This is a genomic window from Pseudomonas sp. SMN5 (assembly GCF_052041925.1).
Taxonomy (GTDB): Bacteria; Pseudomonadota; Gammaproteobacteria; order Pseudomonadales; family Pseudomonadaceae; genus Aquipseudomonas.
Genome location: NZ_JBKGGX010000022.1, coordinates 1 through 26,563, shown reverse-complemented (window position 1 = coordinate 26,563; position 26,563 = coordinate 1). Strand labels below are relative to the sequence as shown.

Here is a 26,563-nt window from a genome sequence, read left to right as displayed (position 1 = left end):
GGCTATTCCGGTTGACTGTTAAACCGGCGCGACACTAGCAGACATGGGGTATTGGGGCAAATCAGGGGCGGGGACAAATCATCTGGATCTTGAAGCTGCGAGCCTGTGGCGTGGGCATGCGTCTTGATGAGCTGGCACTGAGGACCGCTCCTGTGGCGAGGGAGCTTGCTCCCGCTGGGGCGCGCAGCGGCCCCGAGTCCGGCTAACCCGGTTTGTCAGGCGAAACGCATTCAGCTTTGGGGGGGGGGCTGCTGCGCAGTCCAGCGGGAGCAAGCGCCCTCGCCACGGTTTGTGCGTAGCTGGGTTGAAGTAGCTCAAATTTTGAACAGTTTTGGTTGCTCGGCTCATTTGATGAGCCGAATAGCCGTCTTATTCGGCTCACACCACCCCTCAGTACGTGATTTCCCACACAGATTCGCGTGTTCCCCGATTGTGAATAATTGGCCGAATCGCTAATCTTCGCGCCATCTACAGCCCCTTTGTAACGGGGCCTTCAGACGAAACCCGAATAATGACAAACAAGCGCCGAGGAAGGGCGCCGGGTTGCGTTGTGCATGGCAGGAGGCAGACGTGCGTTTTCTTTCATTGTTGATCGTGTTGTTGAGCGCGTCCCAGGCGTGGGCCGAGCCTTCGGCCGAGCTGTCGGAGCCGGTGGGTGGCTGGCGCTTCAACGGTTTGCTCGATCGCAGCGAAAACCCCCAGGTTGCCTATCCCACGCCGCCCATCGACCGTGGCGTGCAGCGCAATCGCACGATGATCGAGGGCCGGATCAAGGCCATGGGTACGATGCGCCAACCCCACAGCCTGGCGGTCAACGGCAATCCGCTCAATCTTTATACCGACGAGCAAGGCCGTTTCGCCCGGCCGTATGCGTTCGGTGCCGGCTCCAACAGCGTCGAGGTGCGCAGCTCCGAGGGCAAGTCCCTCAAGCGGGTGCAGTTCTATGAAGCCAACAATCTGCGCACCCCGGCGCAAATCCGCGTGGTGCTCGGTTGGGATGATCCCAAGGCCGAGCTCGACCTGCATATCGTCACACCGGACGGCCAACATGCATTCTTCGGCCAGCCGGCGCTGAGCAACGGTGGTGGCCTCGACCCCGATGGCGTCGATGGCCCCGGCCCCGAGATGTTCACCATGACCGCGCCGATGCACGGCACCTACCTGGTCTATGTGAACTACTGGGGAAACTACGGCGACGGTGGGTACAACTTCGACGAAACCAGCAACCAGAACGAGGTGATCACCTCGCAGATCAACCTGGTGCTCAACGAAAACACCGTCGATGAAAAACGCGAGACCTTTGTCGTGCCCCTGCGCGCCATTGGTGATCTGCTGCTGGTCAAGACCTTCAACTATTAAGTACTCCGCTCCACGGATGAATAGGCCCTTGTGAATATGAGCGACAACACTGCTTCCCCGACCACGCCGACACCTGTCGCTAAACCCGCGCGCCGCTGGCCGGCGCTGCTGATCGGGCTGTGCCTGGTGGCCGGTGTCGCCGCCGGCCTGGGCTGGTTCATGCACAAACCCAAGGCGCCACCTTCGGAGCTGGCACTGGAGAAACTCGGCCTGAGTCGTCCCGACGGTTTGCTTGAAGCCCATTCGCTGAGCCAATTGCCCAAGGACCTGCTGACGGTGCCGCTCCTCAAGGCCACGCTCACCGAGGATTTCGTCTTCTATTACGAAACCCACGCCGACCGCCTCGGGCTGATGGGCAGCCTGCGCCGGATCATCTACGAGCATGACCTCAAGTTGCAGGACAGCCTGATCCAGGAGCTGCTTGACCAACCGGCCGACGTGGCGCTGTGGCGCGGCGCCGATGGTCGTCTCAAAGACTTTTTGCTGGTGATGGACCGTGGCGGGCTGGCCAAGGTGCTGGAGCCACTGGCGAAAGTCGCGCTGGACGATACGCAGTTGAGCAAGCTCAGCGACCTGCGGGTCGGTGGCGATGACGTGGCGCTGTACCAGCTCAGCTACAACGCCAGCAAATCCCTGGTCTTCGCCTCCCATGGCGACAAACTGGTGGTGCTGTCCAACCCGACGAAACTCTATGACCCGGCCAACGGCCCGTCGGAAGAGCGCGGCAGCGTGTCGACCACCGCCCTGGCCGCCCTGCTCAACGGCGACAAACTGTTCCCCGAGGCCTTCGGCCTGCCGCCCAAGGCGCCGGAGGTCAAGCAACGCATTTCGGTCAACGCCAATGTGCTTGCCATGGGCTACCAACGGTTCATCCCGAATTTCGCCGGCTTGCGCTTCGACATGGATGACAAGGGCTGGCACAGCTTCCTGGCGATGGACGAGCTGGAAAACCAGCCGGACTTCGACTTCAAGCCGATCTGGCAAGCCATGCCCATGGGCGCCAGCGCTTGCGTAGCCTTGCCCCTGGCCGCCGAGCCGCAGAAACCGCTGCTGGTCAAACTTGGCGCCGACGAAAAAGCCGCCCAGGCTATGGTCGAGCATGCGGCCGGTGCAGCGGGCCTGTGCTGGTATGCCGACTCGCGCCTGTATACGCCGCTGCTGGTGGCCAGCCTGAACGACAGCGACGGCAAGCTCGACGCTGACCTGGGCAAACTGTTCGGCTCGATGGTCGGTGCCTACGAGAACAACGTCGCCGAACACGCATTCCCAGTGGTCGAAAAACAGGAAGGCGCGATGCACCAGTGGCAGCGCCAGGTGAGTTCGAACTTCGGCCCTTATCTGGCCAAGGATTCGCTGCAACCCGACGCCATCACCGGCAAGGCATTCCTGCGGGTCAGCCTGGCGCGCCACGGTTCGACCCTGCTGTTTTCCCTGGACGACAAGCTGGTGGACAAGGCCCTCGGCACTCTCGACAAGCGTTTCCCGCCGATGGCCGACGTAGTTCCCCAAGACGTGCTGATGCCGATCTACTTCGGCCCGGACGCCATGGCGCAACTGATGCAGCGTGAAACTCTCGACAGCTTGCCCCAGGACATGGAGCCGGTGTTCTACAACGCCGCGCAAACCTACCTGATCCCGAAACTGCGGACCCTCGGCGGCTACGGCAAGTACGCCCTGACCTTGCCTGAAGGCAGCGAGCCGGACGGTCACTGGCAGTGGCTGCCGCTGGAATGGAAAGCGCTGTGACAGGACTGATCCGCAACCTGGGACTGCTGGCATTGCTGCTGGGCGGCCGGGCGTTTGCCGTCGAGGCGCCGATGCTGGACGTGCAGCAGTCCCAGGTCTTTCGCGCCTGGTTCGTGCGCATTGCCGAAGAGCAACTGACCCGAGGCCCGAGCCCGCGCTGGTATCAGCAGGATTGTGCCGGGCTGGTGCGTTTTGCCGCCAATGAAGCGCTGAAGGTCCACGATGAAAAATGGCTGCGCAGCAATGGCCTTTCCAACCGCTACCTGCCGCCGGAATCAACGCTGACCGACGAACAGCGACGCCTGGCCCAGCAATGGCAGCAGGGCGGCGGTAAGGTCGGGCCCTATGTCAATGCGATCAAGCTGATCCAGTTCAACAGCCGCCTGGTGGGCCGCGATGTCGCCCAGGCGCGTCCCGGCGACCTGATGTTCTTCGACCAGGGCGACGACCAGCACCTGATGATCTGGATGGGCCGCTACATCGCCTATCACACCGGCACCACAACCCCTACCGACAACGGCATGCGCTCCGCAAGCCTGCAACAACTCATGAACTGGAAGGACACCCGATGGATACCCGACGCAGCCAACCCCAACTTCATCGGCGTCTATCGACTCAACTTTCTCTCCCAATGACCGGTGCCCGCATGCTGCGCTTGTGTTCAAAACTACCCCTGCTGTTCGTCCTGTTGCTGGCACCCCTGGTCAACGCCGAAGATACGGTGCAGCCCAGCGGCTACACGCCAGTGTCCGGTGAAAGCTTCTTCCTGCTGGCCGACAGCAGCTTTGCCAGCGATGAGCAGGCCATGGTCCGCCTCGAAGCCCCCGGTCGCGACTACCGCCGGTTCCGCATGGAGCCCTATGGCGGCGCCGATATCCGTATCTATCGCATCGAAAAACCACTGGACTTCCTCAAGCGCCAGAAGAATCTGCACCGCGTGGTCAGCGACGGCCAGTTCAAGGGCGAAGGCCTGTCGAACACCCTCGCGTATCTGTGGGACAACTGGTATCGCAAGTCGCGCCGGGTGATGCAGCGGGCGTTCTCCTATGAGTCCCGCCAGCAGGTCACCGAAGAAGTGCCTGAGCTGAAAGTCGGTGATGCCCTGGTGGCACCGACCCCGTACGACGCACCGGCGCAATTCGCCCTGATTCCGGGCCTGCCGGTGGTCAGCCAGTTCCGTTATCCACTGTGGCAGGCCAAGCCGATCCAGCCGCCGGCAGGCGTCAACCTGGCCGGTTCGTCCAGTGAGTTCGTCAGCGTCGCGCCGGGCAACGTCTATGTGCCGCTGGGCCAGCTCAAGCCGGGCCTGTACCTGGTGGAAGCGCTGATCGGCAAATACCGGGCGACCACCATGGTCTTCGTTTCCAACACCGTGGCCGTGAGCAAGATTGCCGGCGACGAGCTGATGGTCTGGGCCGCGCGCAAGCATGAAGGTCGTTCGGTGCCCAAGGTCAATGTGCTGTGGACCGACGGGCTGGGCGTGATGAGCAGCGGTGCCACCGACGAAGACGGTCTGTTGCGCCTCAAGCACGTCAGTCCGGAGCGTTCGTTCGTCATCGGCGAAGACGAGGAGGGCGGGGTATTCGTTTCGGAAAACTTCTACTACGACAGCGAAATCTACGACACCAAGCTCTACGCCTTCACTGACCGGCCGCTGTATCGACCGGGGGATTGGGTGTCGATGAAGATCGTCGGGCGTGAATTCAAGAATGCCCGTGATTCGGTGCAACCGGCCGCCGCCGATGTGAATGTCAGCGTGCTGGATGCCACCGGCACCGTGCTGCAGAACCTGGCCTTGAAGCTCGATTCCAAGGCCGGCACCCAGGGCCGTTTCCAACTGCCGGAAAACGCCGTGGCTGGCGGCTACGAGTTGCGCTTCAGCTACAAGGACCAGGTCTATAGCAGCGCCTTCCGCGTGGCCGAGTACATCAAGCCGCACTTCGAGATCGCCTTGAATCTCGCCAAGCAGGATTACCGTACTGGCGAGCCGGTCAAAGGCAACCTGGTGCTGCTGTACCCGGACGGCAAGCCGGTGGTCAACGCCACCGTGAGCCTGAGCCTGCGCGCCCAGCAACTGTCCATGGTGGACAACGAGCTGCAATACCTGGGGCAATTCCCGGTCGAGCTGACCAGCAGCGAAGTGACCACCGATGACAAAGGCAACGCCACGCTTGACCTGCCCGCTGCCGACAAACCGAGCCGCTACACGCTCACTGTGTTTGCCAGCGACGGCGCGGCGTATCGGGTCAAGACCACCAAGGAAATCCTCATTGACCGTGGCGCGGCGAATTTCCGCCTGAGCGCCCGCCAGCGTTTCAGTGCCACTGGCGAGAAGGTTGCGTTCAGCTACAGCAACGAAGGCGCCAGCGAACAAAGCAAGGCCGTGACACCGGCCAGCTACGCCTGGGTACGCCTGGAAGACCAGAGCACCGGCGAAGGCAAACTGACGGCCAAGGACAAGGGTTTCAGCGTCGCCTTCGAGCGTCCCGGTACCTACAACCTGACCCTCAAGGACGATCACGGCCGAGTCATCGGCGCTGCCGGTCACTCGGTGACAGGCGATGGCATCAAGGCTGTGCCGGGCACCGTCGAGATCGTCCTCGACAAAGCCGAATACAAGGCCGGTGATGAAGCCCTGGCGTTGATTACGTTCCCGGAACCGGTCAGCGATGCGCTGCTGTCCCTGGAACGGGACAAGGTCGAGGCCACGGCGCTGCTGTCCAAGGGCGGCGACTGGCTGAAAATGGAAAAGCTCAGCGACACCCAATACCGCGCGCGCATTTCGGTGAAGGACGCTTTTGCGCCGAATATGACGTTCTCGGTGTTGTACACCAAGGGCGGCCAATACAGCTTCCAGAACGCCGGCATCAAGGTGGTGACGCCGCAGGTCGATGTCGCCGTGGTCACCGACAAGGCCACCTACCGTCCGGGCGACACGGTCACCGTGGACCTGAGCACCCAGTTCGCCGGCAAGGCGATCCCGGCGCACCTGACCGTCAGCGTCGTCGATGAAATGATCTATGCGTTGCAGCCGGAAGTGGCGCCGACCATCGACCAGTTCTTCTACCATCCGCGTCGCAACAACGTGCGCACCAGCGCCAGCCTGTCGTTCATCAGCTACGACGTGGCCCTGCCGGGCAGCCCTGGCGCGCCGGGCAAGGCCAACCGCAGCGAACGCGGCGTGAAGGTGCTGGAGCGGCCACGGCGTGAAGACGTCGACACCGCCGCCTGGCAGCCGGAGCTGGTGACCGACGCCAGCGGCAAGGCGCGCTTCACCTTCAAGATGCCGGACTCCCTGACCCGCTGGCGCATCACTGCCCGGGCCATCTCCGACGACGGGCAGGTCGGGCAGAAGAAGCAATTCATCCGTTCCGAAAAACCGCTGTACCTGAAGTGGAGCGGCCCGACCCGTTTCCGCAGTGGCGACAAGCCGCAACTGGGCCTGTTCGCGTTCAGCCAGTCCGAGAAACCAGTGGCGACTGAGCTGCTGATCCGTTACGCCGGCACCGAACAACGGGTTGCGGCGCAGCTGAAGAATGGCATCAACTACGTGGCGTTGCCGGCCCTGGCGCTGAGCAGCGGTGACTTGAGCGTGCAGTTGCAAGTCAACGGCGAGACCCAGGACACCCTGGCCGTGCGCCTGGACGCCAGCGGCAACGGTTGGCAAGTCACCCAGAGCCAGCGCCTCGACGTAGCGAGCGGGGATACACCGTTGTCCTTGCCGACCGACGCCAGCGATATCCGTCTGCGCCTGGACGACAGCCCGCAAGCGCTGTTCCGTTCGGCCCTGGATGACCTGCTCGGCTACCCCTACGGGGGTGTCGAGCAGACCGCCAGCCAACTGCTGCCGTTGAGCATTGCTTATCCGTCGCTGGCGTCGAACCCACAGGTTCGCGACCGCTTGCGCCTGATCATGCAGAACAGCCGCTTGCGTCTGGTGCAGATGGCCGGTCCGTCGGCGGCCTTCACCTGGTGGGGCCAGGATGGCGAGCCGGATGCGTTCCTCACCGCCTACGCCTATTACGCCGACTGGTACACCAGCAAGGCCCTGGACGTCAGCCTGCCGCCGGAGCACTGGCAGCGGGTGCTGGAAACCTATGCCAAGCAGGCCGGTGATACACCTCTGCTGCAACGTGCGCTGATCCTGTCGTTCGCCAAGCAGATGCAACTGCCGGTGAACACCTTGCTCAGCGGCCTGATGGAGGATCTGTCGAAGGCCGGTTCAGGCGCCACCGAGAGCGTCATGGACGGCGGCGAAGACAGCCTGATCATGAATGCACCGGATTCGGCCCTTGGCCTGGCGAGTGCTCGCGTGTTGACGGCATCCCTGGCCAAGCAAGCGAAAGTGCCAATGCCGGACGCGTTCAGCCGTCAAGTGGAGGCTGCGCAACAGCAACTGGCGGTCAGTTCCGATTCATTCGCCGAAGCCTTGCTGCTGTCGTTGCAGGCCTTCGATCAGGCCCGTGCCAAGGCATTGCTGGAGCGTGTCTTGCCGCAGCAGTCCACCCTGGAACGCGCCCTGGCCCTGAGCTGGTTGCAACGCAGCATCGAACAAGCCGCGCCGGCGGTCACCCTGGCACCGGGCGAAGGTTGGAAAGCCAAGCAAGGCGCGACTGGTGAAACCTACTGGCAATGGCAGGGCGCGCAGCTCCCTACAATGCTGACCCTGACCGGCGCCCAGGAACGTCCGTTGCAAGCGGCTCTGAGCTTCCAGAGCCAGCAACCACCGCTGGCGTCGATGGCGGTATCGATCACCCGGCGCCTGTCGCGTCTGGTGCCGGGCGACGAGGCCTTCACCTTCAAGCTCGAACCGGTGGGCAACAAGCCGTTGTCCAGCGATGCCCTGTACCTGGATGAGGTGATCATCAACAGCAAGGCGCCGACGCCGCTGCGCTACGGCATGCTCGAAGTGCCGCTGCCACCGGGCGCCGATGTGGAACGCACCACCTGGGGCATCCAGTTGATCGGCAAGGCTGACAGCGAGCCGAGCGCCCTGGAAAAAGCCCGCTTCGAGCCGGGGCAGATGGCTTATGCAGTGCCGGTGGATGCCCTGAGCGGCGAACTGCGCTTGCGCCATCTGGTGCGTTTCTCCCAGAAAGGCCAGTTCAACCTGCCACCGGTGCGCTTCACCCAGGTCTACGCGCCGCAGAATCAGGCGCGGGAACAAAAACCGGCGCTCGGTCAGGTGACGGTCAACTGACATGCGCATGCGGTGGGTTGGGTGGCTGCTGTGCTTGATCCCTGCGCTGGCGACAGCGCAGGACGACCCGTTGCGCCTGGCGTTCGACGGGCAGTTGCTGCGAGTGAGCCAGACCCAGGTGTTGGATCGCCAGCCGCTGCCCGACTCCTTGCAGGCGCCGTTGGGCAGCCTGTGGAAGCTGTTTGTCTACGCCTGGCTGGTGGACACCAACGCCCGCGAGCCGGCTTATGAATGTCGCGGCGAGTCGAAAGAAGAGGTCTATTGCTGCAACGCCGGGCAAAGCATTGGTCGCGATCAGGCGCTGGTGAAGTCCTGCGGCTTGTACTTCGAGCCGCAGCGCCTGGGGCTTTCGGCCAATGGCTGGCGCGATTACTGGCGGGCCCGTCAGGCGCCGACGTGGCTGATGGATTTGCCGTCGCTACAGCCCCAGACCCAAGTGCCGGTCGCGGAACTGCTCAAGGCGCTGACAACCTTGCCGGCCCAGGATCAGGCCCGTCGTGTGCTGCTGGACGTGGTGCTCAACGCGGCGGACGGGCGACTGGTCGGCGAGTTGGGCAGCCGCCTGCGGGCCAAGACCTGGAGTTGGCTGGGTGACCAGGGCCCGGCGTCGCGCCAGGGTGGTTTTGCCGGCTGGCTGGCTGATGGCACTCCGGTATGGGCCGGTGGGCGGGGCACTAGCCAGCAGGTCCTGAAGGTCTACGCAGAGGGCTTGGCAGCGGCATTGCCGGCGCGCTGGCCGGCGGAAACCGGGCGCTGTGTTGAGGTCGGCCTGTTCGCCCGCTATCCGTTGCAGCGGGTGATGGCGGGCGAGCGTGCGGCCACACCGGGTCAACTGCGCGGCGACTACCGGGTCGAGTTCACCAACGGCAATCGCCTGGATATCCACAGCGATGGCGAGCTGTTCCTGACGTCTGGCAAGCTGGTGGCGCGACTGGATCGGGAAGAGTATGTCGCCCGGGTCCTGCAACGCGAAGCCAAGGCTGAGCCGGTCGAGGCCGCCAAGGCGTTGGCCGTGGCGATTCGCACATACCTGTTGCAAAACGCCCAACGCAATGGCGACTGCCTGAGCATCGACGACAGCAGCCATCGCCAACGCGTCGCGCCTCGCCCGGCAGCGCCTGAAACCCGCGCCATTGCGGCCTGGACCAGCGATCTGGTGCTGGCCGGCACCGACGTTACCTACCACTCTGACCAGGCCGGCCCTGACAAGCTGTCCTGGCTGCAAGCGGTGGAACAGGCCAACGCCGGTCAGCGCTACGACGCCATCCTGCTGCACGCCTATCCCCGCGCCAGCCTCAGCCGTTGGGACAACCCGGTGGCGTCCTGCGAAGCGCTGCCTGCGGCCCAGGACTGGCTGCTGAAGCAGCGGCGTGGCTGGCGTTCGCGGCTGGAAAGCGAAGTCGGCTACAACGAAATCAGCGCTTTCGCCGTCTGCCGCGTCGCCTTCGGCCGGCCCTATGTCGACCGCGAGCGTCAGCGCATCTACGTGCGCGGCGTGCTGTCGCTGCAAGACCGCCTCGACCTGACACATGAATACCTGCACTTGGCCTTTGAAGCGCATCCCAACGGCCAGGACGAAGAATATATCGAAGGGCTCGCCCGTCACCTCTTGCTGGAATAGACCATGACACTCCGTTATCCCCAGGTCTTGCTGTTGCTCTGCGCCCTGACCGCCTTGCCACAGGCCTACGCCGCCGACAGCATCAAGCTCGATACCCCCATCGGCGGCTGGCGCAGCGGTGCGCCGGGCGGTGAGGGTGAGAACTACAGCCAGACCGTCAACTACCCGGCCTCGTCGGTCAATACGCCCCTGGGCCAGGCCGACACCGCCCGCATCCGCGGCCAGATCAAGGCGACGCCCAAGGACACTCGCGAGCCGGGCAAGCTGATCGTCAATGGCATGAGCATGCCGCTGAAGCTCGATGCCGAAGGGCGTTTTGACCGGCCGTATTCATTTCCCAACGGCAGTAACAGTGTCGAAGTGCGCAGCCCCGATGGACAGCATCGCCACCGCACGCAGTTTCTCAACACCAGCGGCGGCGCCACGCCGGCCAAGTTGCGGGTGCTGCTGACCTGGGACAGCGACGGCACCGACATCGACCTGCACCTCGTCACCCCGGATGGCGCCCACGTCTGGTACGGCGACCGCGTCGCCCCCAACGGCGCCGCCCTCGACATTGACGTCACCACCGGCTACGGCCCGGAAATCGCCTCCATGCCGGCGCCGATCAAGGGCCAGTACCTGGTGTATGTGAACTACTTCGGCGGCGGTTACCGCAACGTCGATGATGAGGGCGGCGACGAAGGTGAAGAGGGCGAAGAAAGCGGTAGCCGCCAGGAACCCGAACAGGCCCTGACCACCGCGCAAGTCACCATCATCACCGAAGAAGGTACCCCGAACGAGAAGATGGAAACCTTCCTCGTGCCGATGCGGGCGGTGGGGGAGCTGACGTTGGTCAAGAGTTTCAGCTATCCGTGAAGGCCAATTGTCCAACGGTTGTTGGACAATTCAGATGGACGAGATGCGCTCCTGCGCATCTTGATAGGCCGCTTCACGTTCGCGTTTTCCAATTGCAACTACGAACACAACGACTTCGTGATCAATCACCTGATAAATAAGGCGATACCCGGCGCTGCGTAGTTTCAATTTGTAGCAGTCAGGAAGTTGTCGGAGTCGGTTGGCTTCGATGCGAGGGTTTTCAAGAATTTCGATGAGCTTCTTTTTGAACTGCTGTCGCAGTGTTTCGCCTAGCTTGTTCCACTCCTTCAATGCGCGTCGATCAAATTCAAGGCTATAGGTCATCCAGGCTGACCGTCACTCGTTGAGGGTTGGCGAGACGTTCCGTAACCACTGCGATGAGCGCTTCGTCTTCCTCGCTGACCAATGCGGCCTTGAACGGTAACTTGCCTCGTTCTGCCACGTACTGGAGAGTCTGACGCAGCAGCTCGGAAGGTGTGACACCGAGCTTTTCCAGTTCGGCAAAGGACCGCTGCTTGAGGTCATCGTCAATGCGGATGTTGATGGAGGCCATGGGTTGATACCTGTAATGACGTTTGGCGTTACGTTAGCAGCTGCGCTTCTCGCCCTGCAAACTGATTTTGCTGTTTTCAGACGAGCCGAAAAAATCTCACGCGTGAGTATTGTGAGCTTTGCAGGTTAGGCGTAGTGTCTCTCACGCGTGAGTTTTTCACAGTGGGGTCAGCAGCATGCAATCCAGCTCTGCGACAGACTCGCCTGACGAGTCTGTCACCGATTCAACGAGCCTTAAGGGAGAGCGCTCCAAACCTGCCGCAAAGAAACCGTCGAGCTTCTACATGAAGCAGATGCGTGCGGGCCTGAGTGCCGCCGGGTATGTGAAACACGAGGCTTGGGTGCTTCCCGAAAATCGAAGCCTGCTCAAGCAGATGGAGAAACAGCTACGCCAACCGATTCTGGCTGGCTCATTCATGTCGGAGGATTACATGAGCGCAGGTAACAACTGGAACATCGATCGCCTCTACAGCGCGCTGCAGGCGCTGGACGAAGTGGTTGCCAATGACATCACCCTTTCCCTCGTCCAAGGCTCCGAATCCAGCATCAAGCTGGAAATGAACGATTTCGGCGGCTTGCCGATTTACATCGCCGTGGTGGGCGACCAGATCATCGTCGACACCGTGCTGGTGGATGTCGAATCGATCAACGATGTCGCCGCTTTCAATGACGCGGTCCTGCGCAGCCGGGAAATGTTCCCGCTGTCCTCGATCGGCATCGAGTCCATGCCCAACGGGCAGGTGGTCTACAACATGTTCGGCGCGTTGAGCTCCGACTCCAGCCTGACCAACGTGGTGACCGAGGTCAAAACCCTCGTCGACAACGTCCAGCGCGCCAGCGAAGCCTTCGAACGCTTCTTCATCTAATTCGCCGAACAGGAACCTATCCAATGACACAGTCCATCTGGAGCAAATTGTTCACCGCGCTGCGTGGCGGTGCCAACGAAGTCGGCGAATCGATTGTCGACCAACAGGCCCTGCGCATCCTCGACCAGGAAATCCGCGACGCCGACAGCGCCCTGGCGAACGCCAAGCGTGAGCTGGTGACCATCATGGCCAAGCACAAGCTGTCCACCGATCGCGTCGGCGAATACAACGCCAAGATCAAGGACCTGGAATCCAAGGCCCTGGCCGCGATCCAGGCCAACCGCGAAGACCTGGCGCTGGAAGTGGCTGAAGCCATTTCCACCCTGACCGGCGAGTTGGACGCCGAGCAGAAGCAAGCCGCTGAGTTCGGCACCTACGCCGAGAACATGCGCAAGGACATCACCAAGGCCGAAAGCCGTATCAAGAGCCTGCGCCAGCAAGTGGACATGGCCAAGGCCCGTGAAAGCGTACAGAAAGCCCAGGTCAGCGCCTCCATCGCCAGCGGCGGCGCCAACGGCAAGCTGGAAACCGCCGTCGGCACCCTCAACCGCCTGCAAGCCAAGCAGCAGCAACGCGCCGCCGAACTGCAAGCCCAGGACGAACTGGCCGACGCTTCCACCGGTAACGACCTGGAACGCAAACTGCGCGAGGCTGGCATCACGCCGAACGAAGGCAGCGCCAATGCGATCCTGGAGCGGCTGAAGAAAAAATCGGCGGAGTAATCCATTCAAGCGTTCGCAGTACCCGTGGCGAGGGAGCTTGCTCCCGCAGGGTCGCGAAGCGGTCCCAAAAAATGATGGGCCTGCTGCGCAGTCCAGCGGGAGCAGGCTCCCTCGCCACAATGTTGCGCGGCGTTCGTCGGATTAATTGTTGTGCAGCTACTTTTATCTGCGCCGCGCAACAGGTTTAATGCTGCCCGGTCACCGCATCCGATGTCATCCAGACATCAGTCGTGACCCACCAGGAACCAAGCCCCACGGAGTCAGGGACGCAATGTCGATCTTTCTTTTGTTGCGCACCTACGCAGCGTCCTTTTTCCATCGGTTCGGCTGGGCGGGGCTGGTGATTGCGCTGGGCGTGCACCTGTCCACGGCCTGGATCGGCCTGTTGCTCCTGGGCGAGCAGCACCTCATCGCTGCCGCCACGTTTACTTACTTCTATCTCACCACCACCCTCACGGTCGGTTACGGCGATCTCGCGCCACAGACTGCGGCGGGACGGATTTTCGTGGCGACCTGGGTCATGCTCGGGGGCATTGCGCTGCTGACGGCGGCCATCGGCAAAACCACCAGCAGCGTCATCGATGTATGGAGAAAAGGCATGAAGGGCAAAGGCGATTTCACCGGCAAGAGCGGCCACACCGTGCTCATCGGTTGGGAAGGAGCGTCCAGCGAGCGGGTCATCGAATTGCTGCTGCAGGACGAAACGTCCAATGACAACCTGATCGTCATCTGCGACTGCGATCTCGAAGAAAATCCCATGCCCGGCAAGACCACGTTCATCAAGGGCGAGAGCCTGTCGTCCGTCGCGCTTCTGCAACGTGCCGGTGTGCCGGGTGCCGAACGGGTCCTGGTGCGTACCCATTCCGATGACCTGACCCTGGCCACCGTGCTGGCGGTCAATCAACTGGGCCCGGTCGGCCACGTGGTCGCCCACTTCAACGACAGCGAAATCGCCGCCCTTGCCAGCGCCTACGCGCCAAGCCTGGAATGCACCTCCAGCATGGCCATCGAAATGCTGGTGCGAGCCTCCCAGGACCCGGGCTCCTCAGTGGTCATCAACGAACTGCTCTGCGTCGGCGAAGGTGCCACCCAGTACCTGATGAAACTGCCCGACACATTTGAAGCGACGTTCGGTGACCTCTACACCCGGATGAAAGCGCAAGACAACGCTACGCTTATCGGCTATCGCGCCCGAGGCGCCCGACAGCCGTCGATCAACCCGCCCGGCGCGACTCGCGTCGAGGGTGGCGAACTCTTCTACATCGCCTCCACGCGTCTCAAGGACATCTCCAATGGGATGGTTTAAACAGTTGATGGGGCTTGAGGCCCCGAACGCGGACAAGAACCCGAGCATCCGCGACAGTTCGCCAATCGTCGGGCCGCTGGGCCTGGCGTCCGGCAAGCAGGTCACGTTCGACGCCACGCTGAAATTGCTGCTCGACGGCAACAGCGCGGTGGTCATCCCCGGCCCCCAGCAGATCTGGGCCCTGGGCGTCGTTGACCTCGGGCAGTCGAACTGGCTGTCGCGCTGCTACATGGACGACGAGGACTACTGGCTGCAGGTGCACACCAGCGGTGAGATCGCCGGGCAGGTCGAGTCGGTGATCCTGTTCAATTACCTCAGCTACGTCACGATCAACAGCGAAGCCGAATTGCGCCGCCTGGCCGGCCCTGAAAGCCTGATCGGCCTGCCGACCTACACCCACGACGGCGTCGAATACCAGCGGGAATGGGGCACCGAGCCGGGCCAGACGGAACTGGTGGCGTTGAGCGAGCGGGTGACCAATCCCGAGGAATCCTACAGCGTCGAACACCGTTCGATGTTGTACGCCCGCGACACCGGCCTGACGGATCGCCGGGAATTCCTGCTGTTCTCCGTTGAGGAGGACGCGGAAGGCACCGTCAGCTTGAGTACTTCGCTGGGCATTTCGCTGTACACCACTGACCTGAACACTTTTTGAACAAGGATAAAATCCATGCTTGAAGCGCTCTCCGTTTCCCTGAACAAGCCCGCCGTGCTCGGCTTCGTTCTGTACATCCTCGGCGCGGCCGTGCTGTTCGCGCTGTTCCAGTTCATCTACACCCGCATCACGCCGCACAAGGAATTCGAGCTGATCCGTTCAGGCAACGTGGCCGCCGCCATCGCCCTGGGCGGTGCGATCATCGGTTTCGCCATCCCGGCCAGCAACGTGATTGCCTACTCGGTCAGCATCCTCGATTTCGTGGTCTGGGCGGTGATCGCCGCGTTTGTCCAGTTGCTGGCCTTCCTGATGACCAGCCTGGTGCTCAAGGGCGCTTCGGAGCGCATCAAGAAAGGTGAGATCGCCGCGGGCATTTACATTGCGGCCGTGGCCATCAGCGTTGGCATGTTGAACGCCGCGTGCATGACGCCGTCCCCGAACTGATCGCGCCAGGAGACCCCGATGAAACGAAGCAAGTACGTTCAGCTCTCGCTGGCCGCGTCGGTCGCCATGGCGATATCCGGCTGCGGGCCGACGGAAAAAACCTACCCGTTGCAGAAGAAATACAACTTCCAGTCCGTGCAGCAATGCGTCGACGAAAAGCTGCCGGTGGATGTCTGCTCCGATGCGTTCATGAACGCCATGGCCGAGCATCGTCGTATCGCGCCGGTGTACGACAACCAGGCCGATTGCGATGCCGACTTCGTCGCCGATTGGTGCCAGCAGGACTCCACCGGCAAGTTCATCCCTAAACTGGGTGGTTTCGAACTGACCGCCAATGGCGAAGTCACCCAGTCCCAGGTGGACGCTGCCGCGGCCCAGTTGCCGGCTTCGGAAGCAAACACCGGCGGTTCGGGTTTCTCCGGCAGCAGCCTGCTGACCGGATTGCTGATCGGCAACATGCTGAGCAACAACCGCAACAGCTATTACTCCGAGCCGGTCTACCGTTACCGCGATGATCGCGGCGGCTTCGGGTCTTCGACGCTGGCCCAGCTAGTGGCGAAGGGCTCGACCTTCAACAAGTCGAACCAGGCGCGCTATGGCAGCTACACCGACACGGTTCGCTCCGCCAACAAGTCGATCTCCGTCGCCTCGTCCACCTCTCGCGGTGGCTTCGGCAGCAAGGCCAGCGCCCGCAGCGGTTGGGGTGGTTCCAGCAGCAGCTTCGGCGGCTGAGGAACGAGGGCGATGAAGAAGATCCATTGCGCCGAACGCCCGGACTGGAAGCAGACCGCCGAGAGCCTCGGCTTTCTGTTCCACACCATCGACGGCGAACCCTATTGGGACGAGAGCGCGTACTACCAGTTCACGCTCAAGCAGATCGAAGACGATCTGGAAGACCCCACCACCGAGATCCATGACATGTGCATGGACCTGGTGGCCCGGGTGGTACAGAACGAAGAGCTGCTGGAGCGCCTGAGCATTCCCGCGCCGTTCTTCGACCTGGTGCGCACCTCCTGGCTCGAAGGCCACCCGCATCTGTACGGGCGCATGGACTTCTCCTACAACGGCACCGGCCCGGCCAAGCTCTTGGAGCTTAACTACGACACCCCGACCAGCCTGTACGAGGCCGCGGCGTTCCAGTGGGGCTGGCTGGAACAATGCATCGAGCGCGGCCTGTTGCCGGCGCATGCCGACCAGTTCAACAGCATCGACACCAAGCTGCACCAGGCCTTTGCCCAGTTGCAGATCAAGCAGCCGTTCTACTTCGCCTCGATGAAAGACTCGGTCGAAGACAAGGGCACCACCGACTACTTGCGCCTGATCGCGGAAACCGTCGGCATCGAATCGCGGCACATCGACATCGAGGATATCGGCCTGAACAGTGAAGGGCGCTTCGTCGACCTGGAAGAACGCTGGATTCCCCACCTGTTCAAGCTGCACGCCTGGGAGTTCATCTTCCACGAACCCTTCGGCGCAGCGATTGCGCAGAGCGATACGCAGTTCTTCGAGCCGGCGTGGAAGTCGATCATCTCCAACAAGGGCATCCTGCCGCTGTTGTGGGAATTCAACAAAGGCCACCCGAACCTGCTCGCCGCGCACCTGGACACCGACCCCGGCAAAGCGGTGCCCAAGGGCTGGGTGCGCAAGCCGTTCTTCTCCAGGGAAGGCGCCAACATCGAGCTTCAGACCGCTGAGGGCTTGATCGTCAAGGAAGACGGGCCTTACACCGACGCGCCGTACATCCTCCAGGAATTCGCACCGCTGCCCAGGTTTGACGACAGCTACACACTGATCGGTTCCTGGGTCATCGGCGACCAGGCGGCCGGCATCGGCGTGCGAGAAGACAACAGCCTGATCACCAAGGATTCGAGCCGGTTCCTGCCGCATTTGATTCTGGATTGAGTGGATCGCTGCACCGAAACCTGTGTGGCGAGAGCGCTTTTGTGGCGAGGGAGCTTGCTCCCGCTGGGCTGCGCAGCAGCCCCAAAACCATCCACTGCGGTGTGTCAGGCAATGCGCATCAACTTGGAGAGGGGCTGCTACGCACCCCAGCGGGAGCAAGCTCCCTCGCCACGGGGTGTTTCACCGTTTGTCGCTTCTGCGGAATTCCCTCGCTCCCCGCCCAGTCGATTTCAAGAGACCCGACTCAAAAACGAAACACACGCCATACCTGCGAAAAGGAGGCCATTCATGCGCGTCCACCATTTGAACTGCGGTTGCATGTGCCCGGTGGGCGGGGCGTTGTTCGATGGCTATAGCCGGGGGCTGACGGCGTGCCTGGTGTGTCACTGCCTGCTGATCGAAACCGACAGCAACGGCCTGATCCTGGTGGACACCGGCTTCGGCCAGCGGGATATCCAGACGCCGCAACGCTTGAGTCGCTTTTTCCGGGTGTTCAACAACATCCAGTTCGAGCATCGCCTCACGGCCTTGGAACAGGTCCGGCGCCTGGGTTTCGATGCCCACGATGTGCGGCATATCCTTCTGACCCACTTGGATTTCGATCATGCCGGCGGGCTCCAGGATTTTCCTCAGGCGCGGGTGCATGTCATGCGCGACGAGATGGCGGTGGCACGTAGTGCCGAGAGCTGGATCGCCCGTAGACGGTTCCAGGCCCGGCAATGGCAGGGTGTGGACAGCTGGGAGTTCTATGCGCCCGAGGGTGATACCTGGTTCGGCTTCGACTCGGTGCGGGCGCTGATCGGCGCGGAAGAGGAGGACATCTTCCTGGTGCCGCTGCACGGTCACACCGCCGGCCACGCCGGGATCGCCCTGCGTACATCGGACGGCTGGATGCTGCATGCCGGCGATGCGTATTTCTTCCACGACGAAATCCACCAGCCCGAACGCCATTGCCCGCCGGGCATGCGTTTCTATCAATGGATGATGGACACCGACCGCCCGGCCCGGATGCGTAACCAGAACCGCCTGCGGGAGTTGGCGCACAGCCATGAGCAGAAGCTGGAAATCTTTTGCAGCCACGACGCCCGGGAATGGGAGCGGGCGATGGCCCGGGCGAATACCGTGCGGACGGATTCGAGTATCCGGCAGGTGTAGCTCAATCCCGTGGCGAGGGAGCAAGCTCCCTCGCCACAAGAGCTTTGTTGGGTGTCAGTTACTTACGGCTATCTTCAGGTCCACCAATACCGAACCAGATGAAAGAAGATCGGCGCGGCGAAGCACACCGAGTCCAACCGATCGAGCATACCGCCGTGGCCTTCGATCATGTGCCCCCAGTCCTTGACGCCACGGTCGCGCTTGATCGCCGACATGACGATGCCGCCGGCAAAGCCCAGCAGGTTGATCAGCAAAGCAATGAGAAACGACTGCCACGGGTTGAACGGGGTGATCCACCACAACGCGCCGCCGATCAGCGAGGCCAGCAGGATTCCGCCGACGAAGCCCTCGGTGGTTTTTGACGGTGACAGGTTCGGCGCAATCTTGTGTTTGCCGAACAACTTGCCGCACACGTACTGCAACACATCCGACAGTTGCACGACGATCACCAGATAGGCGATCAGCAGCAGGTTGCGGCCCTCGAATCCGGCGATGTCCAGCGTCAGCAGCGCCGGCACGAAAGAGATGCAGAACACCGCGATCATCAAGCCCCACTGAACCTTCGAGGCGCGCTCCAGAAAGTGTGTGCTGTCGCCGCCCAGGGACGCCAGGATCGGCAGCAGCAGGAACACGTACACCGGAATGAAGATCGAAAACAGCCCGTACCAGTCGGAGTAGATCAGCAGGTATTGCAGCGGCAGCGCCAGGTAGAACGCGGCCACCAGCGCCGGATAATCACTGCGCCGGGTCGGCGTCAGGGTCATGAATTCCCGCAGGGCATAGAACGACACGGCGTAGAACAGCAGGATCACCGCTGCATTGCCGAGCCAGAACGCGATGCCGATCACCAGCACCATGACCCACCAGGCGTTGATCCGCGCGTTGAGGTTATCGATCACCGAATTCGGTGTGCCCTTGGTTTTTTGCTTGAGAATGAAACCGATCAGCGAAGCCAGCACCAGAATGGCGCCGATGCCGCCGAACAACATCAGGGTATATCGATCCATGTCAGACGTGCTCCGGGGCCAGTGCCAGCAGCGCGGCGCGGCTGCGTTCGAGAAATTGCTCTTTGCTTTCACCCTCTTCGATGCACAAAGGCTTGCCGAAACTGGTGGTGCACAACAGCGGCAAGGGCAACACTCGGCCCTTGGGCATGACCCGGTTGAGGTTGGCGATCCACACCGGGATCACCTCGACCTCGGGATGGCTTTTCATCAAGTGATAGATCCCGCTCTTGAACGGCAACAAGCCCTCGTCGGGGTTGCGCGTGCCCTCGGGGAAAATGATCAGCGAGTCGCCGTTTTCCAACGCTTCAAGCATCGGTTGCAAAGGGTTATAGGAAGGATCCTTGCGCTCGCGGTCCACCAGCACGCCGTTGAACACCCGGGTGATGATGTAGCGGCGCAACGGACTCTTCTGCCAATAGTCGGCCCCGGCCACCGGGCGGGTCAGCTTGCGCAACGCCGGCGGCAGCGAGGCCCAGAGCAGCACGAAATCGCCATGGCTGCTGTGGTTGGCGAAGTAGATCCGCTGCACCGGCTGCGGCGCACAACCGAGCCACAGGCTGCGGGCGCCCGTGACCATGCGGGCGGCGGAGGTGATGAGGTTGGCGACCACGGGTTCGAACATGAGGATTCCTTATCCCGAGAATTAAACAGCGACGCAGTTTTCAAGTGGACCGTGGCGAGGGAGCTTGCTCCCGTTGGGCTACGAAGTGACCCCATGAATCTGGCTGGCCCCAGGCATTTTGGGAGGGCTTTGCCCTCCAGCGGGAGCAAGCTCCCTCGCCACAAAAACAGTTTTGTTATCAGGTGTGCTTGAGCAAAAAACTATGTCTGGAAGGCTAGCCAGGGGCTGCTCAAGATAAAGCCCAGCGTGAAGATAACTTGCGCGGCCAGCAGCAGCGATTGCCGACGCAACAGCCGCAACGCGCCATGGCTGCGTTCGGTCCAGAGCCGCCCGCCACGCTCGGCCGGTTGCAAGCCAAGGGCGTTGAGGGCGCGGTCCAGGGCCTCGGTGCGCTCGGCCAATGGTTGGGTGCCGTCGGCCACGCGTTGGAACAGATCGGCATCGAACGCCACGCGCAGCGCCCAGTATTTTTGCAGTACGCCCAGGGTGAACAATACGGCGCTGAACAACAACAACCAGGGATCCATCCGGCCCAACAACCACTGACCCAACCCCAGCAGCGCCGCCAACAGGGTCAGGCCGGTGGAGAACTGATCCAGCGAATGGCCCCGGCGCAACAGACTCGCCACGGCGTGCAACTGCATGTCACTGCTCATGGGCTAACGGCTCCAGTGCCTGACGGTGCGCCTGATGCAACACGACTCGCGGACGAGCGCGTTGGATCTGCCCAATGGCCTCGTCCACACTCGCCGCCCGACCACTGTGCAGCAACCACGCGGCCAGCGCGGTGGCGCTGCGCGAATAGCCCAACGCGCAGCAGACCAGCACCGGCCCATGCTGGCGCAGGCTTTCAATCGCTTGCGCGGCTTCCAGGCATTGCTCGGTGGTGGGCGCGGTGAGGTCGAGCACCGGCAGCGCGCGATAGGCGATCCCGGTGCTGTCCATGGACAGCTCGGCGCACAGATCGAGCACACCGGCAAAGGTGCCATCCTTCAATTCCGACGAGGTAGGAATACGCCCCAGCCAGACGTTATCCAGTACGTGATCCGGCTGCGGATGTTCACGCGTCCACAACCGAGAATTCACCCAGGCTGCTGCCAGATACGGCGCCAGCATCCAGCGCACGGCCGGGCTCAATCGGCCATCGGCGCGCTTCTGGAAGCCGCCAGCATCGAACATCAGGTAATTCAGCGCCACCCACAGCACGGCTACCGCCGGCCAGATCAACCACAGCCACGCGCCGCCGAAAGCAAACGCCGGGATGAACAGCGCCGCTGCGCCCAGGGCATAACGCAGGGCCAGTTGCAGGCGTTTCGGATCTGACGTGAGGCGGGCACTTTGCAGCGGGCTGGGCCGGTCCAGCGGCCACAGCCAGACACACAACCAACCGGCCAACGCACCGGTGGGCAAGTCAATGAAGTGATGCTGATAAGTCGTCAGCACCGACACGCCAATCAGCGCGAACCAGCCGTGCATCAGCCAGCGCCAGACACCTTGCAGATGCCGCTGATAGCAGACCCAGAGAATCACCAGCAAGGCGATGTGCAGTGACGGCGCCTGATTGAACGGTTTGTCGAACCCCGCCAGCACCTCGAACAGCCATCCGAACACCCCGTCCATTTCCGGGCGAGGAAAGGTAAAACGCAGCGGCCAGAGCAAGAAGCAACTGACCGCAATCACCTGGGCCGTGAGCAAACGCAGGGCGTGGCGCTTGAGTTCGTCGCGACTGGTGGGCAACAGCAGGGACAGGCCGTACAGCAGATCGATCGACCAATAGGGCACGATGGTCCAGGCCATGAACGGCATGTGGCTTTCCCAGCCGAACACCAGCGTGCCGACATCGTCACGCTGGGACGTGACCCAGGTGGCGAAGCCATAGGTGCTGAAGAACAGCGGCGCCAGCAACAGCAGCCACAGCACCGCCGGTTTCAGCAGGGCGGGATCGCGGGTCGGTGCGATGACGGCACTCATTACTGCACGCGCTGAGCCAGCGAAACGCTGAAGATGCCCCACTCATCGACCCGCAAGGTGATCTTGCGGAAACCGGCGGCCTCGACCAACTGATCCATTTCCGCCTGGCTGCGCCGACGCATCACCCAGGCCTGGCCTGCGCGGTGGCTGGTCAGGGCGCGGGCGATCAGTTCCAGTTGCGGGTGCCATGGCTGGCCGGTGTAGACCAGGAAACCGCCGGGCTCCACCGCTTCCGCCAGGCCGGCGAGCGAGCCGCCGACCAACTGGTTGTCGGCAAACAGCTCATACAAACCGGATACCACCGCAAGGGTCGGCTTCGGCTCCAGGGCCGCCAGATCCTCGCGGTCGAAAGCATCGCCCTTGACGAAACGCGCGATCTCGCCCAAGCCTTTTTCAACGATCAGCGCACTGCCGTCCCGCACGTTGATGTCGCTGTAATCCCGCAACAGGATCGATTCCGGCAACGGGCTCACCCCTTGCAGCGCTTCGAGAATATAGCGGCCATGGCCGGCGGCGATGTCGACGATGCGCACTTCGCGGTTCTCTTCGCGCAGCTTGCCCATCGCCAGGCGCAGCAGCTCTTCGACGTGCAATTTGCGCTGGCGAATGCCGCGCCAGCCGATGGAGTTCAGGTAATTCTTGTCGATCATCCGGCCCACCGCCGAGGTGCCGGTGGGGCGGTTGCGGTAGACGTAATCCAGAGTGCTGCCGGAGTCGAACCCGGTGTCGAAGCCCAGCTTGACGCCGGCCGACAAGCCGCTGCCGAAACGCATGCTGGCGCGGGTCATACGCCAGTACAGGTCGCGCAACGAGTTGTGCGGCAGCGGCGTCGCCAGGCACTCGGCTTCGGCGCAGGTCGCACCGATGCGGTCGGCGTCCAGCAGGGAAGGGCGCTCCAGCGGACGCTCGAAGTTCTGCAGGATGAAGCGTCGGGCACTGGCGATGGCCGGTGCACGGTTCTTCTCGCCCAGGGTGTCGTGGAAGAACCCCGGCAGGATGTGTTTTTCTTTGCGCAGGCTGCCCAGCCGGTCGAAGAACTGCTCCTGGGGTTTGCGATGCACCACAAAGTCCGAGCCTGAGATCAACAGCTGGGTCGGCACCTGGATCGCCTGGGCGTCGGCGACCACGCGGTCGGCGGCTTCGTACAGGCCCAGCAGTACGTTCACTGAAATCGCCTTGGTGATCAGCGGATCGCTGTCGTAGGACGCCACGCGCTCCGGATCATGGCTGAGGAATTTCGCCTTGACGTAACTGTTGACGAAAAAGTTGCCGCGAAACTTGCGCATCAACGCCAGCCCCGGCCGGGCGAACGGCACGTAGAGCTTGACCTTGAACGCCGGCGACGCCAGCACCAGGGCGCGAATGCGCGGTGCGTAGTCGTGGACCCAGGTCGAGGCGATCACCGCGCCGACGCTTTGCGCGACCACGGCGATGTTCTGTTCGTCGATCTGGAGAGCCGCGCCGATGTGATCGCAGAAGGTTTGCACATCCCGCGCACTGGTGGCGAAACTCGGGCTGTCGCCCCGCTCGCCAGGGGACTGGCCGTGACCGCGTGCGTCCCAGGCAAAAAATTCGAAGCCGGGCAAATCCAGCTCATCCACCAGGTGCGCGATGCGCCCGGAGTGTTCGTGACCACGGTGAAACAACAGCACCGCCTGGCGCGGTTCGCCTGGGGTTTCGGCCACGGCGGGCCAGTGCCGGTAGAACAACTCCACGCCATCATGGGTGGTGAATGTCCGGTTTTGAGCTTCGCGCATTGCAAGTTCCTTTATGCTGAGGGAGCGTTTTCCTTCACCTGGCCCAGGCCCTGACGCACCCGGTTGACCAAGGTATAAACCAGCAGGGCGGCCACCACCGCCATTACACCGTCGACCCACAGCGCCCCGAGCCAGCCCAGGGCAATACCGGTCGCCAACACGCCAAACACAAAGGCCCGGTCACTCTTGCCCATCGGCCCGTCATAACGCCGCGAAGCCCCGACCATCGGCCCCAACACACCGGCGTATTCGCTGAACAACGCCAACAGCGTGACCAACGACACCAGCAACAGACTGGCGTCGGGAATCAGGGCAAACGGCAGGATCAAGGCAGCGTCGGCGATGATATCGCAGAGCTCATTCAGGTACGCGCCCAGATGCGATTGCTGGCCGAACTCCCGGGCGAGCATGCCATCCACGGCGTTCAGAGCCATGCGCAGGAACATCCAGATCGGCACCAGCACGAAGATCCATGGGTGCTGGGCAAACCCGGCAACCACCGCACCGACCAGCACCGAAACCGCACCGGCCAGCAACGTGATCTGGTTGGCGGTGGTGCCGTTGTCGTAAAGCCGCTGGACCGCGGGTCGCAGCAGGTTCTGGAAGGCGGGTTTGAGTTGGTAGATCGAGGGCATTTGAACGGAATCTCAGGCCGGTTTTTCGGATGAACGGTGTGCAGTTGCGAGATTACGACAGGTTGGGGGATCGCTGGGGGGAATTTCGTGGGAATGCGTGAGAATAGGCATTTGCTGACGGAAAATTCCTGCGGCGAGCCTTCTTTGACCTGTCTTCGGTGGCCTGCCTTCTGTGGGAGCAAAGCTTGCTCGCGAGGCGGTCTTATAGCCGACCAGTCTCTTGCAGCCGTACCCCAATCCAACTGTGGGGGCGGTCTCATAGCCGAACGATTTCTACCGGCTGTACTGCGATCCAATTGTGGGAGCGAGCTTGCTCGCGATGGCGGCCTGATTGTCGGTCTCGGTTCTGTTGATCGAGTACATATCCATTGCTGCGATAATGGCCACTTAGGGTTCCGCCCTTACGGCGGGTCACTTTTGATAAGGCGCCAAAAGTAACCAAAAGCGCCTCGCCCCACCACTGGGCACCTCGCCAAGGCTCGGTGTTCCCTCACTCCGGCATTGCTCCGTGGGCCGCCGCGATGGGCCATCCATGGCCCTGCGCGGCTAACCCGGCATCCATGCCGGGTTGCCCACTACGCAATGCCTGCGTTCGGCCCTTGTGGTTGATGGGGCGCTCAAGATCAAAAGCCAAAGCAAAGCAAAGCGAGGCGGCCTGACGGCCAACCTGACTTTTCCGGCTGTACCTGAATCCTGTGGGAGCGGGCTTGCCCGCGAAGACGGCCTGACAGCCGACCTATCTCTCGCGGTATACCCCAATCCAACTGTGGGAGCGAGCCTGCTCGCGAGACGGCCTGACAGCCACCCAATCCCTTCCAGCCGTACCGCGATTTACCGAATCGCCCTACACCCACCGCTTCTTTCCCTGACTTAATTCCTCAACCAACCTCGGCAAAGTCTCGCGTCCGTCCAGTTATGCGAGATTCCTGCATGTTCGTCCGCGACAAACTCCTGGCTATGAACAACCCCATCGGCTTGCTGGTGGTGGCGGCCATGGACCCCGAGCAGCCGGATGTCGAGGCGGTGCTGGCGGATTTTCGCAATTGCCTGAACGGCTACGACGCCCTGGCTGAAAGCCTCTGGACCGGCTGGGCGCTGGGTGTTGAACAAGTATTCAAAGTCGGCAATGAAGTCTCGCTGGCGGCGCCTAAAAACCTGAATGAACCCGTCAGCGCCACGGTGACAGCTTGTCCGGCAGACGGTCCGCTGACGCTGGTGCATATGTTCCAGGCGGCGCGTTTCGTGCCGATCGGCGACACGCCGGTGATGCTGGAACCGGTGACTGGCGGCGCGCCGGGAAAGGAGACGTTCGGCGAGCCGGTCCACCACGTGATCGGCCCCAGCGGCATTCTGGAAATCCCCGAATGCTGGCGCGGACACCGCTATCGCATCACTTTTTTCCCTCAGGTCACGGCGGATCACGTCAAGGCGCTTTATGCGTCCTACCAAGGCGTGATCGCCGAACTGGAGAGCTGGCTGAAGGCAGAGTGGGAAAGCGAATTTCAACCACTGTGGAGCGAATTTTCCGACGCCGGTTTTCGCGAACGCTACGGGATGTTGCAGCAAGCCGATTGGCGCGGTTTTGAACAGGCCCTGCATGGGTTGTGGGACGACGTTAAGCAGGTCTTCGAGCTGCTGGCGGATCTACAGGCCAACAGCGAAAAACTGCTGGACTACCTGACCCAGGCTGAACTTGAACAGCTGCTCAAAGCCTCCTCCGAGGCAATTGCCAAAGGCTTGATGGTGTTGAGCGACGAGCCGTTGCTCTTCGTTCACATGGCAGCCTTCGCCAGTTGGCTGCGGATGTTGCCGCCGCAATACCTGGCTGAAGTCGTTGGCGAAATGCGCGCCTCGGTGCTGATCAGTTTCCTGCTGACGCGTTTGACCGGCGCCCTCGGCCTGGGCGTGCGCATGAGTGGCAGGGTGCTGGATAGAGTCCGGTCGGGACGGGCTCGGCAATGGTTGCAGGCGTCGAGCCGGAGGTTGGGAGAGCTCACCACCAACCGGCTCGATCAACATGCCGATGTGCTGAAACCGCTGGTAGTCAGCGCTCAACGCGCGCCGTTGAAGCCGACACCTGTCGGACCTTTGAACATCACCCCTGAGCACGCGCCGGCCTTGTCTGTCAGCAACCCCGCTGCTGTGGCGCGGGAAAAATCCCGGGGCTCCACCCAACTCAGCAAAT

22 protein-coding genes and 1 pseudogene are annotated in these 26,563 nt (G+C 62.2%); 15 read left to right on the top strand and 8 right to left on the bottom strand.

Annotation, left to right across the window (positions count from 1 at the left end):
- The first annotated feature begins 570 nt into the window (after positions 1-570).
- Genes ACLEJR_RS20485 through ACLEJR_RS20460 form a run of 6 tightly spaced genes read left to right on the top strand, consistent with a single transcriptional unit; the run spans position 571 to position 10,784 of the window.
- Positions 571-1,359, top strand: coding sequence for a YfaP family protein (locus ACLEJR_RS20485; RefSeq protein ID WP_440797917.1), 789 nt, complete (start codon positions 571-573; stop codon positions 1,357-1,359).
- A gap of 36 nt (positions 1,360-1,395) precedes the next feature.
- Positions 1,396-3,105: a DUF2138 domain-containing protein gene (locus ACLEJR_RS20480; RefSeq protein ID WP_440816070.1), complete on the top strand. Its 1,710-nt coding sequence runs from the start codon at positions 1,396-1,398 to the stop codon at positions 3,103-3,105.
- Positions 3,090-3,740 carry a DUF1175 domain-containing protein gene (locus ACLEJR_RS20475; RefSeq protein ID WP_440797920.1) on the top strand — a complete coding sequence of 217 codons (651 nt, stop codon included), beginning with the start codon at positions 3,090-3,092 and terminating at the stop codon, positions 3,738-3,740. Before ACLEJR_RS20480 ends, ACLEJR_RS20475 begins: the two co-directional genes overlap by 16 nt.
- Positions 3,737-8,305, top strand: a complete 4,569-nt coding sequence (locus ACLEJR_RS20470) for an alpha-2-macroglobulin family protein (protein ID WP_440816145.1) — start codon at positions 3,737-3,739, stop codon at positions 8,303-8,305. The genes ACLEJR_RS20475 and ACLEJR_RS20470 overlap by 4 nt, the downstream gene beginning before the upstream one ends.
- A gap of 1 nt (position 8,306) precedes the next feature.
- Entirely contained in the window at positions 8,307-9,926 is a 1,620-nt protein-coding gene (locus tag ACLEJR_RS20465; protein ID WP_440816068.1) for a DUF2300 domain-containing protein, read from the top strand.
- A 3-nt stretch (positions 9,927-9,929) separates the two neighbouring features.
- Complete coding sequence (locus ACLEJR_RS20460; RefSeq protein ID WP_440816065.1) at positions 9,930-10,784, top strand: YfaP family protein; 855 nt, start codon at positions 9,930-9,932, stop codon at positions 10,782-10,784.
- A gap of 30 nt (positions 10,785-10,814) precedes the next feature.
- Here the strand turns inward: ACLEJR_RS20460 and ACLEJR_RS20455 are convergent, their stop codons facing one another.
- On the bottom strand, positions 10,815-11,108 hold the full coding sequence (locus tag ACLEJR_RS20455) for a type II toxin-antitoxin system RelE family toxin (protein WP_440797926.1): 294 nt from the start codon (positions 11,106-11,108) through the stop codon (positions 10,815-10,817).
- A complete protein-coding gene (locus ACLEJR_RS20450; protein ID WP_440816063.1) occupies positions 11,098-11,337 on the bottom strand; it encodes a type II toxin-antitoxin system RelB/DinJ family antitoxin in 240 nt (79 codons plus the stop codon). Before ACLEJR_RS20450 ends, ACLEJR_RS20455 begins: the two co-directional genes overlap by 11 nt.
- 283 nt (positions 11,338-11,620) lie before the next feature.
- Here ACLEJR_RS20450 and ACLEJR_RS20445 point away from each other — a divergent pair, with 283 nt between their 5' ends.
- From ACLEJR_RS20445 to ACLEJR_RS20410, 8 genes are all read left to right on the top strand, one after another.
- Complete coding sequence (locus tag ACLEJR_RS20445; RefSeq protein WP_440797929.1) at positions 11,621-12,202, top strand: YjfI family protein; 582 nt, start codon at positions 11,621-11,623, stop codon at positions 12,200-12,202.
- A gap of 23 nt (positions 12,203-12,225) precedes the next feature.
- On the top strand, positions 12,226-12,924 hold the full coding sequence (locus ACLEJR_RS20440; RefSeq protein ID WP_440816061.1) for a PspA/IM30 family protein: 699 nt from the start codon (positions 12,226-12,228) through the stop codon (positions 12,922-12,924).
- A gap of 271 nt (positions 12,925-13,195) precedes the next feature.
- On the top strand, positions 13,196-14,230 hold the full coding sequence (locus tag ACLEJR_RS20435) for an ion channel (RefSeq protein ID WP_440816058.1): 1,035 nt from the start codon (positions 13,196-13,198) through the stop codon (positions 14,228-14,230).
- Positions 14,217-14,885, top strand: a complete 669-nt coding sequence (locus ACLEJR_RS20430) for a DUF2491 family protein (protein ID WP_440816056.1) — start codon at positions 14,217-14,219, stop codon at positions 14,883-14,885. Before ACLEJR_RS20435 ends, ACLEJR_RS20430 begins: the two co-directional genes overlap by 14 nt.
- 15 nt (positions 14,886-14,900) lie before the next feature.
- Positions 14,901-15,329 carry a DUF350 domain-containing protein gene (locus tag ACLEJR_RS20425; protein ID WP_440797937.1) on the top strand — a complete coding sequence of 143 codons (429 nt, stop codon included), beginning with the start codon at positions 14,901-14,903 and terminating at the stop codon, positions 15,327-15,329.
- Positions 15,330-15,347: 18 nt separating this feature from the next.
- Positions 15,348-16,061, top strand: a complete 714-nt coding sequence (locus ACLEJR_RS20420) for a DUF1190 domain-containing protein (RefSeq protein WP_440816055.1) — start codon at positions 15,348-15,350, stop codon at positions 16,059-16,061.
- A gap of 12 nt (positions 16,062-16,073) precedes the next feature.
- Complete coding sequence (locus ACLEJR_RS20415) at positions 16,074-17,231, top strand: glutathionylspermidine synthase family protein (protein WP_440797941.1); 1,158 nt, start codon at positions 16,074-16,076, stop codon at positions 17,229-17,231.
- Positions 17,232-17,519: 288 nt separating this feature from the next.
- Positions 17,520-18,386: an MBL fold metallo-hydrolase gene (locus ACLEJR_RS20410; protein WP_440797943.1), complete on the top strand. Its 867-nt coding sequence runs from the start codon at positions 17,520-17,522 to the stop codon at positions 18,384-18,386.
- A gap of 74 nt (positions 18,387-18,460) precedes the next feature.
- Here the strand turns inward: ACLEJR_RS20410 and ACLEJR_RS20405 are convergent, their stop codons facing one another.
- The 6 genes from ACLEJR_RS20405 to ACLEJR_RS20380 form a co-directional block, all read right to left on the bottom strand.
- On the bottom strand, positions 18,461-19,393 hold the full coding sequence (locus tag ACLEJR_RS20405) for a phosphatidate cytidylyltransferase (RefSeq protein ID WP_440797945.1): 933 nt from the start codon (positions 19,391-19,393) through the stop codon (positions 18,461-18,463).
- A gap of 1 nt (position 19,394) precedes the next feature.
- Positions 19,395-20,015 (bottom strand): lysophospholipid acyltransferase family protein, encoded by a 621-nt coding sequence (locus ACLEJR_RS20400; RefSeq protein WP_245141492.1) that lies wholly within the window; start codon positions 20,013-20,015, stop codon positions 19,395-19,397.
- A 200-nt stretch (positions 20,016-20,215) separates the two neighbouring features.
- Entirely contained in the window at positions 20,216-20,671 is a 456-nt protein-coding gene (locus tag ACLEJR_RS20395) for a hypothetical protein (RefSeq protein WP_440816053.1), read from the bottom strand.
- A complete protein-coding gene (locus tag ACLEJR_RS20390; protein ID WP_440816051.1) occupies positions 20,661-21,986 on the bottom strand; it encodes a phosphatase PAP2/dual specificity phosphatase family protein in 1,326 nt (441 codons plus the stop codon). Before ACLEJR_RS20390 ends, ACLEJR_RS20395 begins: the two co-directional genes overlap by 11 nt.
- Positions 21,986-23,743 (bottom strand): bifunctional alpha/beta hydrolase/class I SAM-dependent methyltransferase, encoded by a 1,758-nt coding sequence (locus ACLEJR_RS20385; protein ID WP_440816050.1) that lies wholly within the window; start codon positions 23,741-23,743, stop codon positions 21,986-21,988. Before ACLEJR_RS20385 ends, ACLEJR_RS20390 begins: the two co-directional genes overlap by 1 nt.
- A gap of 11 nt (positions 23,744-23,754) precedes the next feature.
- The gene (locus ACLEJR_RS20380) at positions 23,755-24,378 is read right to left on the bottom strand and encodes a CDP-alcohol phosphatidyltransferase family protein (RefSeq protein WP_440816047.1); all 624 of its coding nucleotides are present in this window, start codon (positions 24,376-24,378) and stop codon (positions 23,755-23,757) included.
- 930 nt (positions 24,379-25,308) lie between these two features.
- Here ACLEJR_RS20380 and ACLEJR_RS20375 point away from each other — a divergent pair.
- A pseudogene (locus ACLEJR_RS20375) lies at positions 25,309-26,563 on the top strand (type IV secretion protein Rhs); the annotation flags it as partial.

Bases quoted from the DNA above. Each gene is read 5' to 3' on its own strand.
- ACLEJR_RS20440 (WP_440816061.1), top strand. From the start codon at position 12,226: ATGACACAGTCCATCTGGAGCAAATTGTTCACCGCGCTGCGTGGCGGT.
- ACLEJR_RS20480 (WP_440816070.1), top strand. From the start codon at position 1,396: ATGAGCGACAACACTGCTTCCCCGACCACGCCGACACCTGTCGCTAAA.
- ACLEJR_RS20380 (WP_440816047.1), bottom strand. From the start codon at position 24,378: ATGCCCTCGATCTACCAACTCAAACCCGCCTTCCAGAACCTGCTGCGA.
- ACLEJR_RS20445 (WP_440797929.1), top strand. From the start codon at position 11,621: ATGAAGCAGATGCGTGCGGGCCTGAGTGCCGCCGGGTATGTGAAACAC.
- ACLEJR_RS20450 (WP_440816063.1), bottom strand. From the start codon at position 11,337: ATGGCCTCCATCAACATCCGCATTGACGATGACCTCAAGCAGCGGTCC.
- ACLEJR_RS20470 (WP_440816145.1), top strand. From the start codon at position 3,737: ATGACCGGTGCCCGCATGCTGCGCTTGTGTTCAAAACTACCCCTGCTG.
- ACLEJR_RS20475 (WP_440797920.1), top strand. From the start codon at position 3,090: ATGGAAAGCGCTGTGACAGGACTGATCCGCAACCTGGGACTGCTGGCA.
- ACLEJR_RS20385 (WP_440816050.1), bottom strand. From the start codon at position 23,743: ATGCGCGAAGCTCAAAACCGGACATTCACCACCCATGATGGCGTGGAG.
- ACLEJR_RS20390 (WP_440816051.1), bottom strand. From the start codon at position 21,986: ATGAGTGCCGTCATCGCACCGACCCGCGATCCCGCCCTGCTGAAACCG.
- ACLEJR_RS20410 (WP_440797943.1), top strand. From the start codon at position 17,520: ATGCGCGTCCACCATTTGAACTGCGGTTGCATGTGCCCGGTGGGCGGG.
- ACLEJR_RS20455 (WP_440797926.1), bottom strand. From the start codon at position 11,108: ATGACCTATAGCCTTGAATTTGATCGACGCGCATTGAAGGAGTGGAAC.
- ACLEJR_RS20420 (WP_440816055.1), top strand. From the start codon at position 15,348: ATGAAACGAAGCAAGTACGTTCAGCTCTCGCTGGCCGCGTCGGTCGCC.
- ACLEJR_RS20435 (WP_440816058.1), top strand. From the start codon at position 13,196: ATGTCGATCTTTCTTTTGTTGCGCACCTACGCAGCGTCCTTTTTCCAT.
- ACLEJR_RS20405 (WP_440797945.1), bottom strand. From the start codon at position 19,393: ATGGATCGATATACCCTGATGTTGTTCGGCGGCATCGGCGCCATTCTG.
- ACLEJR_RS20465 (WP_440816068.1), top strand. From the start codon at position 8,307: ATGCGCATGCGGTGGGTTGGGTGGCTGCTGTGCTTGATCCCTGCGCTG.
- ACLEJR_RS20415 (WP_440797941.1), top strand. From the start codon at position 16,074: ATGAAGAAGATCCATTGCGCCGAACGCCCGGACTGGAAGCAGACCGCC.
- ACLEJR_RS20460 (WP_440816065.1), top strand. From the start codon at position 9,930: ATGACACTCCGTTATCCCCAGGTCTTGCTGTTGCTCTGCGCCCTGACC.
- ACLEJR_RS20400 (WP_245141492.1), bottom strand. From the start codon at position 20,015: ATGTTCGAACCCGTGGTCGCCAACCTCATCACCTCCGCCGCCCGCATG.
- ACLEJR_RS20395 (WP_440816053.1), bottom strand. From the start codon at position 20,671: ATGAGCAGTGACATGCAGTTGCACGCCGTGGCGAGTCTGTTGCGCCGG.
- ACLEJR_RS20430 (WP_440816056.1), top strand. From the start codon at position 14,217: ATGGGATGGTTTAAACAGTTGATGGGGCTTGAGGCCCCGAACGCGGAC.
- ACLEJR_RS20425 (WP_440797937.1), top strand. From the start codon at position 14,901: ATGCTTGAAGCGCTCTCCGTTTCCCTGAACAAGCCCGCCGTGCTCGGC.